We start from the raw sequence: 13,064 nt of genomic DNA, 5'->3' as shown, positions 1-13,064 counted from the left end.
TTCGTCTGTATATTGTCTTTGTGATTTTACTTTCATGACACTCAATGCTCTGTATTAAGTGTCTACTTTTATGGGGTCACATCAGATTCGAGATTCGAGATTCGAGATTCGAGATTCGAGATTCGAGATTCGAGATTCGAGATTCGAGATTCGAGAAAAGTTTAAGCTAGTCGCCAATGGTGGCTGGCTTTTTTTTGCTTGGAACATGGGGGAAATAGCAGTTAGCCAAACGACAGGCAAAAAAATAGCCAACCGCAATAATCGCGATTGGCTCTATATATTTGTGAACAAATCATAAGTTCACTAACAACGTCAGTTGGCTAGGTGACCCTCGGCTTAAGAAGGGTCAATGTATATAATGCAGTTAGCGTGCCAACTTTTATTCAACGTTTTATAAGCCCTGCATCGCATAAAAACCATGAATTTTCCATGCGAATTGCAAAGTGCATTTGCATAATGCAACCAAGATGCAATATCGATAAGAGATCAGTTTCATCTCTGCTCTTAATGACAAATCACTAAGTGGTTGTTATCTAAATGTTAGGCAAATATTCACTTCAACTTATTGCCTTACAATTAATAGAGTAATAAAAGCCCTTCCCCAAAAGCATATTCATACTTTTTTTACACTAAAGTTTGTATACTGCACAAAATCATCCTCAACTCTATGAAGCAATGAACTACTTAAGTACTTTTTTCAAAGGCATGGCAATGGGCGCAGCAGACGTTGTTCCTGGCGTGTCGGGCGGAACCATCGCATTCATCACTGGTATCTACGATACGCTGCTAGAAAGCATTCGCAGAATTAACCCTAGCGTACTTGGCTTATGGAAACGCGAAGGCTTCAAAGCCGCGTTTAATCACATCAATGGTTTCTTCCTAATTTCACTGTTCGCGGGCGTATTCACGAGCATTGCGACATTCGCAAAATTGATTTCTTGGTTATTAGTCACCCACCCTGTTCCACTGTGGTCTTTCTTCTTCGGCCTGATCTTGGTATCGGTTTTCCATATTCTTAAGCAAGTAGAGAAACGCGATATGATTCGCTTCGTGTTTTTGCTGCTTGGCGTTGCTTTCGCTTATAGCATTACCGTGCTTAAACCGCTGCAAATGGAACCAACCAGCATCAACGTATTGATTGCGGGTGCGATTGCTATCTGCGCGATGATTTTACCCGGTATTTCAGGCAGCTTTATTCTGCTCCTGATTGGCATGTATGGCCCCGTGCTTGGCGCCGTTAAATCATTTCAAGTCGATGTACTTGCACTATTCCTTGCGGGCTGTGTGATCGGACTTCTGACTTTCTCACATGTACTGTCTTGGCTATTGCGTTCATTCCGCGACTTCACATTGGTATTCTTAACCGGTTTGATGATCGGTACGCTGCCTAAGATCTGGCCGTGGAAAGAGACCATCAGCTGGCGCACAAACTCAAAAGGTGAACAAGTTCCTCTGATTCAAGAAAACCTATCTCCGTTTGATTTTGAAGCGGTAACCTCTCAGCCTTCTCAGTTAGTCATGGCGATTGTGATGATGTTTGCTGCGATAGCCTTAGTTTTGGGACTAGAGAAGTTCGCGGAGCGTAACGCTGACTAATCATTCAACGTATTTCTGGAACATGTTCAGAATGGATAGAACTTAGAAATACTAAGCTCACATATCTATTAAACAGACAAAAGCGAAGCCAATGGCTTCGCTTTTTTAGTTCTACCATACGCACAAAATTGCTTTTTGATATAAGCACGTATTGAGGGGTATGATAACATCGCCGCTCTTATAAAATTAGATGAGAACACGACATGCACTCTGCATTAAAGGTTGCTGCTGTTGGGATCGCTCTCGTGGCAGGCTTTTATGGGCCGCAAGCAATTCAGCAGTTTAAATCAGCGATGGATCACTCAACTGCCGACGTCAACTTGGATGATTACTGCATGCTTTCAACCACATCATGTGAGCAGAATGCGGTGGCGATGACACTCGATAGTGAGACGGCACAGCCACTCGTTCCAAGTAAAATCAAAGTAGTTTGGGAAGGCGCAGCCTCTGACACATTAATGCTGTCACTCACTGGCTTAGAGATGGAAATGGGCTCGGCACGTTTTCAATTAAAGAATATTGGCGACAATACCTATGAAGGTGACGTGATTTTACCTGTATGCACCATGGATAAAATGACATGGATCGGTGAACTCACTGATGGTGTCGATACTGTAAACCCTGCAATAAGGATGGCAAGATGAGTAGAAATTGGTCGTTAGCATTGGTTGTCGCTTTTGTACTTGGCTTTGGTGTCAAAAGCTATCTTGATGGGCAAAACGAAGTTCAAGAACAACACGCTGCAAAACAAGAGTTCTCCGCAACGACTCTTTTCGGCAAAGACAACCAACCAACGGAAATCTTTGACCAAACCGATGACAGAATTCGTATCGTTTACTTCGGTTTCACACGTTGCCCGGATGTATGCCCCACTTCTTTGGCTATGTTGGCCGGAGCACTTAACCAAGTCTCTGATGAAGCAAAAGCCAAGATTCGCCCAATGTTTGTTTCTCTCGATCCTGAACGTGATGCCGCTGAAGCCTCGTATGAATACGCGCAATACTTCCACCCGATGATGGAAGGACTAAGTGGTCCATTGGATGTCACAACCACGCTTGCACACAACTACGGTGTTATTTTCAGAAAGACCAAGCTTGAAGGTTCAGAGTTGGAATACACCCTAGACCACAGCTCATATTTTTATTTTTTAAAGCCCGACGGCACCTTGATTACCAAAGTGCCGCACACGTTGACGCCAGCGCCAATTGTTGAGGCTATCAACAAGCTGACGCAGTAAAACGTAAAAACAAAGAACTTACTCAATAAAGTTCAAAAAAGTCAGGTTCCAGACCAAAAACATAAAAATTAAGGACAACAACATGAAGTTAAAAGCACTTGCTCTTGCAGGCTTATTGCTCACCCCTTTTGCTCAGGCTAGTAGCGATATTATGGTTCATGACGCGTACGCTCGTGCAACACCGCCTTCAGCAGTGAACAGCGCGGTATTCACGACTCTGATGAACCACAGCGATAAAGATCGCGCTATTGTTTCTGCAACAACACCTGCAGCAGGTAAAGTAGAACTTCATGATGTAATCATGGATGGCGATGTTATGAAGATGCGCCAAGTTCAAGAGATCACAATCCCTGCAAACGGTGAAGCGGTACTTAAACCTGGTAGCCTACACATCATGTTGTTCGACCTAGCAAGCAGCTTAAAAGAAGGTGAGCAAATCGAGATGACACTGACCTTCGCCAACGGTGAAACACAGACCTTCGACGCACCAGTGAAGAAAGTGATGAGCGGCATGAAAAAGATGAACCACGATCATCACTAATCGGATTCACAATCAATGAAATAAATTAAGCCACGATGACTTCTCGCCATCGTGGCTTTTTGTTAAACTGAGCGCGATTTTTATTCAAAGCCTGACCACATTAATAAACCAAGGAGAATAGAAGATGATTGTAATGAACACACTAAAACTGGCAGTAAAAGTAACGCGTTAATTTGTTTGGTTAATCAAACTTAAACACCGACATACCAACTTATCGTCATCCATTGACGACCGCACACTTTTACCCGGTTTACTGTTGATCGTAAGTGATCAATATCTGCATGCCTGTAAGCATGACTCAATCCGGGGTCCTATCTATTTGAATTCGACCCAAGCTCAAACATTTTTGACGTCTCGACGCTTTTTGATCTGACCAACGCTTTTCGATCTCATCAACAATCTGAGGTCTTACAAGACGTTAATGCTCTCATGAGAAAAGAAAGCTCGCACGTCTGGGTAAATAGACATGAATTCACAAACTGCATTTTCTCATCCAATGTCACTTCAACAACTTGGATGGCAACCTGTATTCCAACAACAACTGACACTCGAAGACTATGACCATTCCGTCATTGCTCGTATCGTCGCACATCACCGCAGTGGCTATACCTTAGCGTCAGAGCAAGGTGAAATTGTTCTACCCATCCATCAAAACCAACCGGCAATGACCGTTGGAGACTGGGTGATTTTAAACTCTGATCTACAATTCGACCGTTTACTAGACCGTCAATCGCTCTTCCGCCGTAAAGCAGCAGGCAGTCGCGTAGCTGAACAATATATTTCAGCCAACATCGACACGGTTTTTATCGTGGTTTCGTTAAATAACGACTTTAATCTAAGCCGCATCGAGCGTTATCTCGCTCTCGCTAATAAAGCGCAAGTTGAAGCCGTTATCGTACTCACCAAGAAAGACTTGTGTGACGACTACCAAGACAAAGTACAGCAAGTGCAAAGCTTAGATCCGATGCTGATGATCGAAGCCGTTAATAGCCTAGACCAAGACTCGACTCAAGTATTAGCACCTTGGTGTAAAACGGGCAAAACCGTCGCTTTGATGGGCTCATCTGGTGTGGGGAAATCTACGCTAGTAAACTCATTGCTTGGTGAAACCCAGCAAGCCACGGGTGGCATTCGTGAAGACGACAGTAAAGGCCGTCATACAACCACATCACGATCGCTCCACTTGCTAACATCGGGTGGTTTACTGCTCGATACTCCTGGAATGCGAGAACTACAACTTGCTGACTGCGCTGAAGGCGTGAGTGAAACTTTTTCTGATGTCGAAGAGTTAGCCATGCATTGCCGATTTTCTGATTGTCATCACGAATCAGAACCGGGTTGCAAGATACGCAAAGCCATTGAAAAGGGTGATTTGTCTGAAAGACGATTCACTAACTATCAAAAGTTATTGAGAGAGCAAGCCAGAAATGGAGCCTCATTGGCAGAGCAACGTGCTAACAGTAAGCAGCTTTCGAAGATGTACAAAACCGTTCAATCGGAAAGTCGAAATCTTAAAAAAGCTTCTGACTAAACCTTTAAGTTAACGACTATAAGTTATATTTGAGACAAGCTTAGCCCCATAGTGTTAAACACGTGGGGCTTTTTGTTTCAATTTGGTCTTAGTGTGACTATTTATGCACACAATGTTCTTACCAATAGCCGTTTACATTTCCAAATTTACAGTATATTGAGTCTATTAAATGTCATTTTGTAGATTTATAGCTCAATCAAAACACATTTAATTAACACTTAGCTCTAAAAACACCACGTAGCGCAAACAATCACCCTAAAAGTAAACTATTCCTAGACACCCTCTTAGATCCCGCTAATATGACCGCCCATTCCACTAGTGTATAGTCGGATTTGGTACAACTTTATAAAAAGATACATCACTATAATAAATTAACAATTGCAGGTATTTTATGCAAAATCACAACATGCTCGCCCGCATCGCTCGTGGAAATCTCGTTCTACAGATCCTTGCTGGTATTGTTTTCGGTGTCGTTCTCGCCATGGTTTCTCCTTCAGCAGCTCAAGACGCAGGCCTACTAGGTAGTCTGTTTGTTGGTGCTCTGAAAGCTGTTGCCCCAATTTTAGTATTCATTCTTGTTGCAGCTTCTATCGCAAACCAAAAGAAAGGTCAGCATACTCATATGCGTCCAATCATTGTGCTTTACCTGATTGGTACGTTCTCTGCTGCATTGACTGCTGTAGTACTGAGCTTCATGTTCCCAACCACTTTGACACTGGTTGCTGGCGCTGAAGGTGCTAACCCTCCTCAAGGTATCGCGGAAGTTCTTCATACCCTTCTATTCAAGCTTGTAGATAACCCAGTTAGTGCGCTAATGAACGCGAACTACATCGGTATTCTTGCTTGGGCAATCGGCCTTGGCCTTGCACTGCACCACGCATCTGCAACAACCAAAGCGGTTTTCGAAGACCTTAGCCACAGTGTTTCACACATTGTTCGCTTCATTATCCGTCTTGCGCCATTTGGTATCTTCGGTCTTGTTTCGACAACATTCGCAACAACGGGCTTCGATGCACTAGCAAGCTACGGTCAACTGCTAGCGGTTCTACTAAGCTCAATGCTGATCATTGCACTCGTGGTTAACCCACTGCTTGTATTCGCAAAAACAAAACAGAACCCATACCCACTTGTACTGCAATGTATTCGTGAATCTGGTGTAACGGCATTCTTCACTCGTTCAAGTGCTGCAAACATCCCAGTGAACATGAACCTTTGTAAGAAGCTAAACCTAGACGAAGATACTTACTCTGTATCTATCCCACTAGGCGCAACGATCAACATGGCAGGTGCTGCAATCACTATCACTGTGTTAACACTTGCTGCTGTACACACAATGGGTATTGAGATTGATATCTTCACTGCGATTCTACTAAGCCTTGTTGCTGCAATTTCGGCATGTGGCGCATCGGGTGTTGCTGGCGGTTCACTGCTGCTTATCCCACTAGCATGTGGTCTATTCGGTATTTCTAACGATGTAGCGATGCAAGTTGTAGCGGTTGGTTTCATTATCGGTGTGATTCAAGATTCAGCTGAAACAGCGCTTAACAGCTCAACAGACGTCGTGTTCACTGCGGCTGTATGTAAAGCTGAGCAAAACAAAGCTTAATAAGCTCTTAGGTATTAGGCTTTCGCTCTAAGCTCTAAAAGCAAATAGCACATAAATAAAAAGGGAAGCATCAGCTTCCCTTTTTGTTGTCTTGAGTTTCTCGATTAGAGCTAAAACGACCTATCAACCGTACACAACTAATGAGTGCAATTTACTGGTTTCTGTTCCAGTTAGACTCAACAGCAGACTGACTGAAATCTAGAGGATCACTATTTGGCGTCGCTTGTCTCTCTGTTGATGCTTGTTCGCTGTTAGGTTGCTGGCTGTAATCAACATTCGTATCTTGAGCACTCGCCGTTTGAGTATCTAAATGGCTCGCATCTACATTTAGCGCCTCACCTTCTTCATCAGACGCTTCTTTCACTTTCTTCGGAATCGGTATATTACGCTTGTAGAGCTTATTGAGCGCTTTAATGATTGAGTGCTTAGTGATTGCTTCTTGGGTCAGCTTAGTCATTATCGGCTTAGTTAGAGCCTGTAAGCCCACGACTGCATCAACACCAAGCTCCCCACCTACTTTATCTCTCAAATGTTTGGCTTCTGAGTAACCAAAATGAGCTGATAGGAATAACCAGATATAAGCGATGGCGTTGCCGTGTTCACCATGGTCGATCCAAGCTTCGCCTGCTCTAAACATCGCTTCTGCACTGTTCTTTTCTGCGGCTGTCTCAAACCAGTAAACAGCCTCACCATGGTTAGGCTCAACACCCACACCGTTCAAGTAACTCATACCGAGTTTGATCTTGCCGTCTAAGCTATTCTTTTCCGCGGCCTTTTGGTACCACTCGACAGAGCTTTCGGCAGAGTAGTCTGGGTTTTCTTTATCTAGACACCAGTCACCGATGAACAGCATCGCTTCGGTATTCCCACCAGCCGCTGACTCTTCAATATAGGTATAACCCTTAGGGATGTTCTTATCAGTTCCACGACCAAAGACAAGCGCTTTACCCATCTCGAATTTCGCAGACACGTCATTGTCCAATGCGGATATCGCAAGCTGCCAAAAGTTGGCTTTCTCTCTTAAAATCAGGTCTTCTTTACGCTTCATGCTTAGGCGCACAATGCCGTACATGCCATTAATATTATCGAGTTGCGCCGCTTTGTCGTACCAATACAGAGCTTCCTTAATATTGTTACGTTCCGCTTCTTTTGCCAAATACAGAATCGACGGTACATGCCCGGTTTCGGCTTTGAAGTGACGCTCTTTTTGCTCTTGTATGCGCGCTTTTTCAATCGCTTTTCGGTAAGCGACAGCACGAGCCTTACGTTCTTGTTCCAAGCGCTGCTTTCTTAGCGATAAAGAGATCAGCCACACGGCGACAAGTATTAACGAAAGAGCCGTCGCACCAATTGCGATTCCCATTGTACTCATAAAATATTTTAACCTAACTCAGCTGATATCAGCCTCGGTGTCGAGGAGTTATCAACCTATAGTGAATGTTTCGAATTACAGGGAAAAGTGCCGTTATTAAAACGCTCCGCCCTAAAATGAACTCAGTTCAGTATCTCAGGAATACATAACGATAAAAAGTCTACTTAGACCTATCCGTATGCACTCCATAAATGGTGTGATCTTGCTTCCATATCGATTGCTTATGAAGACTACCTTTCACCAAAAAATCAGTAGTAAAGGGAATGATTTTCCACTCTCTATCTCTTACATTTATGGTTAGGTAAGCTGCCCATAAATGTATGCCAACTCAGCGACCGTTTTCGCAGAAAACTTCTTCATCAAACTCGCTCGGTGTACTTCCACAGTTCTCATTGCAATGCACAATTCATCGGCTATTTTCTGGTTACGCTTACCGTCGATAATTTGTTTGAGGATGTCTATCTCACGCTCGGTTAACGACGCGTACGCTTGGCGATACACATTCATGTGTAAGTGCTTTTCAGAAGCGTCCAAACCTTGTTTGATCGCCTCAGCTAACTCATTACCTTTAACTGGCTTTTGAAAAAAATTCACCGCGCCGGCTTGTAAGGCTTCAACCGCCATTGGCACATCACCATGCCCCGTCAGGTAAATCACCGACAGTGGGCTCTGCGCTTTCACCATCAATTCATGAACTTGCTGCCCTCTCATCTCTGGCATTCGGCTGTCTAATACCACACAACCCGGCGCACTCAAATCCACTGAGTCTAAAAAACTGGGGCCATCTTCAAAAGCTGACACAGTGAAATCATGCTCTTCTAATAGGAACACCAACGAGTCGCGCATCGATTCATCGTCATCAACCACATAGACCGGAAGCCTTTGATGAAGTTCAGACATAACAAGATTCCTTATGAATCATTTGAAAGAGAGAAAGGCAGTGTCACCGCAACATGACACCCATGTGGAGTAAGTGACGTGATCGTCATTTGACCACTGTGATCTTCAATAACATCTTGGCAAATCGCGAGCCCTAACCCCAAGCCGTTTTCTTTGCTGCTCACAAAGGCTTGAGTCACTTCTTGTTCAGTGAAATCTAAGCCCGTTCCGTTATCGATAATCGACAACATTATTTTATCCGGTTGATACTCGGTAATCACTTTAATTGTCGCCGGCTCACTGTTTTTGTTATCAATATCAGACGTAGCGCTTTGTTCGCGATGCTGCTGTGCACTACACGCGTCCGTTGCATTGTTGATCAGGTTTACAATCACCTGTTGCAAACCCACAGGGTCAACATTTAACTTGATAGGTTTGCCCACAGCATAACGTTCAATGGTTATCTTGTGCTTGTGTAATCGAAATTGCAGTAACTCAATGGTGTCTGTAAGCAGCTGCTCGATATCGGTCTGAGATTTCTCTGATGAGCGTTTTTTGATCATGTTTCTCAAGCGCTGGATGATTGCATCTGCACGATCCACTTGAGACTGGATCTTCTCAAATACAGGCTCTATATCAGTAAGCGGTTTGTTCTTCGAAATCCGCAGTAAACCACCTTCGCTATAGTTACGAATCGCTGCCAAAGGCTGATTGATCTCGTGTGCTAAGCTGCTTCCAAGTTCACCAACCACTGCGATACGTTGTGAATGTTCTAGCTGTTCACTCTTGCTTTTCAGCTTGTGCAACGTCGCTTCTAACTGCTTTTTGCTGCGGCTGAATTTGTATTCCAGCCAAAAGTGGTAAGCATTCAGTAACACCACAAGAATAAAGAACGCCCATGCCCACTGTTGATTGTACTTGAGCCAGATTAACGCTTCTTTCCACCAAGGTTGTTGCAGTGGGTGCATGTCGAGTTGTTGATATAGCTTGTCGATCGACAGCAAGCTTGTCGGTGAAGTCCAGCCCGATGCATTCGCTGCAATGGCGGGCGCACTGCTTTTTGGCATCGCAAATAACACCTGACTCATTTGTTTCGCCAGTGCCGAAGACGCTCTCTCTGTTTTGGCAAACGACCAGTTGGGGTACAACGGTGTAGACACCTGACATCGGAACCCTTCTGGTGCTTGATTCTCGATAACACGATATTGACCCGCCACCAGCAAACCTTCGCTGATCATGCTCTCGACCAAACACGCAGGCACCACCGCAGCTTCAATGTGCCCTTCACGCAGTTGATACAAGCTGGCATCAATAGGGAAACCTAAGAACTGAGTATTGGAGAAAAAGTGATTGGGGTTGAGCCCTTGTTGCATCACTTGGTAACGCATAGTGAGGTAACCACCAAAAGCGTTTTCAGAGACTGCCGCAATCGGCTTACCGCTCAATTGTTCGAGAGAGATATAAGGCGACATTCTTCTCACCACCAAGGCGGAACCAATGCTGCGTGTATTACTGGTGCCTTGAGCTTCAAAGTTATGACTGGTCATGGTGGCCATCCAAGAAAGCGTATACTGGCGTCCTAATCGAACCGCCTGACCGGGGTTGGTGATAACAAAATCAACAGTCACATCTTTTACCGCTTCGGCCATCTCTTCCAAGTTGAAAGGCTTGAGAACAAAGTGTTTGCCGGGAATGCGCTCCGACAACCAATCCATCGTCGGCTGCCAACGCTGCTGCGCGGAAAGCTTGCCTCGAATAGCCAGCACACCGACCTCAATAACCTGCTCCGACTCAACAGTGCTTGTCGTTGTAACCTCTTGCTCCGTTTGAGCGGCTAAACAGATTCCTGCGGTTAAGCTCAACCAACAAAGGCTAACGATTGATATTAGTTTTCGGACTGTCACTAAAATCTCTTTCTCCACACTGACGGCATGTCCACACTCGAATAACGCATTGACGACACGTTAAATAGAGCCTTTATACAAAGCATAACAGCTAGATTGGTAAAACCACATTTGTTCTAGATCAACTTTGATCTGGGTATGTGGAAATCCACAATACCCCGCGTACGCCCAAAATCTGACAATGAGCCCAACAGATAGAATACCCATTTATAGGTACCAACATGGACTCATTGAAAAGACGGTTTCTCAGCCAATTCGGCAAGGTTTCCGCTGGTGCTGCACTCATTCCCATCACCGGAATCAACACCGCAGTCGCAAGCACAGCCATTCGCAATAACAACCAACCTGACCGCAAAGGCGAAGTAGGTAAACGCTACGCCATGGCGGTTGATTTACGTAAATGCGTTGGCTGTCAGGCGTGCACTGTTGGCTGTAGCGTTGAAAACCAAGCGCCAATTGGCCAGTTCAGAACCACCGTAAAACAGTATGAAGTCTCCCTTGATGATGGTTCGACTACTCAACAAGACGTGAAGTCATTCATGTTGCCTCGTCTGTGTAACCATTGCGACGATGCTCCGTGCATCAAGGTTTGTCCTGTTCAAGCGACCTTCCAACGCGAAGACGGCATTGTAATGGTCGACAACGAGCGTTGTGTAGCTTGTGCTTACTGTGTTCAAGCCTGCCCCTACGACGCTCGCTTCATCAATAACGACACCCTTACCGCAGACAAATGCACCTTCTGTGCACACCGCCTTGAAGACGGTTTACTGCCCGCTTGTGTCGAAACCTGTGTTGGTGGTGCGCGTGTTATTGGTGACCTCAAAGATCCAAACAGTGAGATCAACCGCCTGCTTAATGAAAACCAAGACGACATCAAGGTGCTTAAGCCAGGGCAAAATACCAACCCACATGTTTTCTATATCGGCATGAACGAGCGTTTCGTTAGCCATATCGAAGGTCAGCCTGCGATTTATGATCCAGCCGCCATCGATAACTCATCCTCTAGCAAACAAGAATTGGCAATCGCGACACAAGGCAAACAAGGAGAGACAGCATGAATATCACTGAGGTGTTAGTTCCCGCTCAAGAGATCGCTTGGCTACCGTGGGCGGTTCAGTATTTCTTCTACATAGGTTCGGCTTACGCGGCTGCGATTCTGTTTTTGATTGCCCTGATATTTAAAAATTCAACCAGTCATCAATTTCGTGCAGCCCTTGTGCTTGTGATGGCCATCGGCGCGATTGTTGGGCCATTAGCCCTCACTGGTGACTTACACCAACCGGGACGTGCGTGGCACTTCTACGCTCACATCACACCTTGGTCATGGATGTCATTGGGCTCTCTGTTTCTACCTTTGTTCTCTGGTCTGGCTGTTGCAACCGCTTGGGTTTACCTGCGTGGTGACATCGCACAGCTCAAAGAGAGTGAAAACCCGCTTCTAAAGCGTCTGTCTTGGTTAACACTGGGCCAATGGCAGGTATCGAAAAAAGTGATGATTGCATTAGCCGCTGCAACTGCGTTATCAGGCCTAAGCATCGCGCTTTATACCGGTGCAGAGATTGCGATTTTGGCGAGCCGACCGCTTTGGCATCAACCGGCTTCCCCGTTGCTTTGGTTTACGACAGCGTTCTTTGCTGCAACGGGTTTAACTCTATTGATTTGGGCTCTACTGCCTTCAAGCAAGCCAAGCTTAAAACCAACAGATCTCGCTCTAGTACAAAGAACCATTACCTTAACGGGTGGCCTTGCCATCATTCTTACGTCGATTTGGGCATCTAACCATGGTCATTTCAACCTGTATGAGAACGACGCTTGGGGCATTAATTTAGGCATCATGACTACTAGTATTTTACTTTGCATGATCTTGGTTCTTCCGCTGCAGCGTCTATCGCAAAGCAAACTAGGAATTATCTGTGTAGCGCTTGCGACCATCGTTTCAGCATGGGCAGTACGTTGGGTCACCATGATGGAAGTTCAAACCATTCCACGCTTTGATGTGGGCGCATTCCCTTATGAATTGCCAATGGGTAGCTCAGGTTTACTTGGCATTGTTGGTATGTGTGGCCTGTGGCTAGCACTTGCGTTGTTCGCCTCTGAGATCGTGTCAACTCGATCTACACCTAAGACAATATTGAAGCCAAACCACAATACATTATCGTCACCACTTAACCGCTCACATAGCTTGTAGTCTGAGGAATCATCATGGATAACAAACGTCGTCAATTTTTGAAAACAGGCCTTGCTGCCGGTGGTGTCGGAGCTTTTGCTGCTGGTTATGCGACAACCATAAAGCACATGGTTCACGGTGCTATCGATGGCACCGCGGGTAAAAAAACCAACCACATCCACCACGGTAATTCGTTAGAGACGGAATACAGTGTCGATGAGCAAGGTAAGA

The 13,064-nt window shown here is 45.1% G+C and carries 12 protein-coding genes; 9 read left to right on the top strand and 3 right to left on the bottom strand.

The features are described 5' to 3' along the window. Window positions 1–675: 675 nt before the first annotated feature. The 6 genes from IQQ51_RS10165 (at window position 676) to sstT (ending at window position 6,511) form a co-directional block, all read left to right on the top strand. Window positions 676–1,596, top strand: a complete 921-nt coding sequence (locus tag IQQ51_RS10165) for a DUF368 domain-containing protein (protein WP_017064236.1) — start codon at window positions 676–678, stop codon at window positions 1,594–1,596. 203 nt (window positions 1,597–1,799) lie between these two features. Beyond that, on the top strand, window positions 1,800–2,240 hold the full coding sequence (locus IQQ51_RS10160) for a hypothetical protein (RefSeq protein WP_193840977.1): 441 nt from the start codon (window positions 1,800–1,802) through the stop codon (window positions 2,238–2,240). Continuing rightward, window positions 2,237–2,833 (top strand): SCO family protein, encoded by a 597-nt coding sequence (locus IQQ51_RS10155; protein WP_004732104.1) that lies wholly within the window; start codon window positions 2,237–2,239, stop codon window positions 2,831–2,833. The genes IQQ51_RS10160 and IQQ51_RS10155 overlap by 4 nt, the downstream gene beginning before the upstream one ends. Before the next feature lie 82 nt (window positions 2,834–2,915). Then, window positions 2,916–3,374: a copper chaperone PCu(A)C gene (locus IQQ51_RS10150; protein ID WP_017061862.1), complete on the top strand. Its 459-nt coding sequence runs from the start codon at window positions 2,916–2,918 to the stop codon at window positions 3,372–3,374. 466 nt (window positions 3,375–3,840) lie between these two features. Then, window positions 3,841–4,905 (top strand): ribosome small subunit-dependent GTPase A, encoded by a 1,065-nt coding sequence (rsgA, locus tag IQQ51_RS10145; protein WP_193840976.1) that lies wholly within the window; start codon window positions 3,841–3,843, stop codon window positions 4,903–4,905. 391 nt (window positions 4,906–5,296) lie between these two features. Beyond that, window positions 5,297–6,511: a serine/threonine transporter SstT gene (gene sstT / locus IQQ51_RS10140; RefSeq protein WP_048609829.1), complete on the top strand. Its 1,215-nt coding sequence runs from the start codon at window positions 5,297–5,299 to the stop codon at window positions 6,509–6,511. Window positions 6,512–6,662: 151 nt separating this feature from the next. Here the strand turns inward: sstT and IQQ51_RS10135 are convergent, their stop codons facing one another. From IQQ51_RS10135 to IQQ51_RS10125, 3 genes are all read right to left on the bottom strand, one after another. Next, complete coding sequence (locus IQQ51_RS10135) at window positions 6,663–7,883, bottom strand: tetratricopeptide repeat protein (RefSeq protein WP_193840975.1); 1,221 nt, start codon at window positions 7,881–7,883, stop codon at window positions 6,663–6,665. 297 nt (window positions 7,884–8,180) lie between these two features. Continuing rightward, window positions 8,181–8,783: a response regulator transcription factor gene (locus IQQ51_RS10130; protein ID WP_048609831.1), complete on the bottom strand. Its 603-nt coding sequence runs from the start codon at window positions 8,781–8,783 to the stop codon at window positions 8,181–8,183. 11 nt (window positions 8,784–8,794) lie between these two features. Next, window positions 8,795–10,666 (bottom strand): sensor histidine kinase, encoded by a 1,872-nt coding sequence (locus tag IQQ51_RS10125; RefSeq protein ID WP_193840974.1) that lies wholly within the window; start codon window positions 10,664–10,666, stop codon window positions 8,795–8,797. Between the two features lie 221 nt (window positions 10,667–10,887). Here IQQ51_RS10125 and dsrO point away from each other — a divergent pair, with 221 nt between their 5' ends. From dsrO to IQQ51_RS26895, 3 genes are all read left to right on the top strand, one after another. Continuing rightward, the gene (gene dsrO, locus IQQ51_RS10120; protein ID WP_193840973.1) at window positions 10,888–11,724 is read left to right on the top strand and encodes a sulfate reduction electron transfer complex DsrMKJOP subunit DsrO; all 837 of its coding nucleotides are present in this window, start codon (window positions 10,888–10,890) and stop codon (window positions 11,722–11,724) included. Beyond that, entirely contained in the window at window positions 11,721–12,854 is a 1,134-nt protein-coding gene (gene nrfD, locus IQQ51_RS10115) for an NrfD/PsrC family molybdoenzyme membrane anchor subunit (protein ID WP_193840972.1), read from the top strand. Before dsrO ends, nrfD begins: the two co-directional genes overlap by 4 nt. Before the next feature lie 14 nt (window positions 12,855–12,868). Next, window positions 12,869–13,064, top strand: a 196-nt coding sequence (locus IQQ51_RS26895) for a twin-arginine translocation signal domain-containing protein (RefSeq protein WP_228012782.1), incomplete at its 3' end; no start/stop codon positions are given.

Origin of the sequence: Vibrio sp. OPT18 (assembly GCF_015163615.1) — a bacterium.
GTDB classification, from domain to species: domain Bacteria; phylum Pseudomonadota; class Gammaproteobacteria; order Enterobacterales; family Vibrionaceae; genus Vibrio; species Vibrio coralliirubri.
The sequence above is the reverse complement of the archived record's forward strand: the minus strand, read 5'-3'. Positions and strand labels throughout refer to the sequence as shown.

Excerpts from the sequence above, each read along its gene's own strand:
- IQQ51_RS10165 (WP_017064236.1), top strand. The coding sequence starts at position 676 with ATGAACTACTTAAGTACTTTTTTCAAAGGCATGGCAATGGGCGCAGCA.
- IQQ51_RS10160 (WP_193840977.1), top strand. The coding sequence starts at position 1,800 with ATGCACTCTGCATTAAAGGTTGCTGCTGTTGGGATCGCTCTCGTGGCA.
- IQQ51_RS10155 (WP_004732104.1), top strand. The coding sequence starts at position 2,237 with ATGAGTAGAAATTGGTCGTTAGCATTGGTTGTCGCTTTTGTACTTGGC.
- IQQ51_RS10150 (WP_017061862.1), top strand. The coding sequence starts at position 2,916 with ATGAAGTTAAAAGCACTTGCTCTTGCAGGCTTATTGCTCACCCCTTTT.
- rsgA (WP_193840976.1), top strand. The coding sequence starts at position 3,841 with ATGAATTCACAAACTGCATTTTCTCATCCAATGTCACTTCAACAACTT.
- sstT (WP_048609829.1), top strand. The coding sequence starts at position 5,297 with ATGCAAAATCACAACATGCTCGCCCGCATCGCTCGTGGAAATCTCGTT.
- IQQ51_RS10135 (WP_193840975.1), bottom strand. The coding sequence starts at position 7,883 with ATGAGTACAATGGGAATCGCAATTGGTGCGACGGCTCTTTCGTTAATA.
- IQQ51_RS10130 (WP_048609831.1), bottom strand. The coding sequence starts at position 8,783 with ATGTCTGAACTTCATCAAAGGCTTCCGGTCTATGTGGTTGATGACGAT.
- dsrO (WP_193840973.1), top strand. The coding sequence starts at position 10,888 with ATGGACTCATTGAAAAGACGGTTTCTCAGCCAATTCGGCAAGGTTTCC.
- nrfD (WP_193840972.1), top strand. The coding sequence starts at position 11,721 with ATGAATATCACTGAGGTGTTAGTTCCCGCTCAAGAGATCGCTTGGCTA.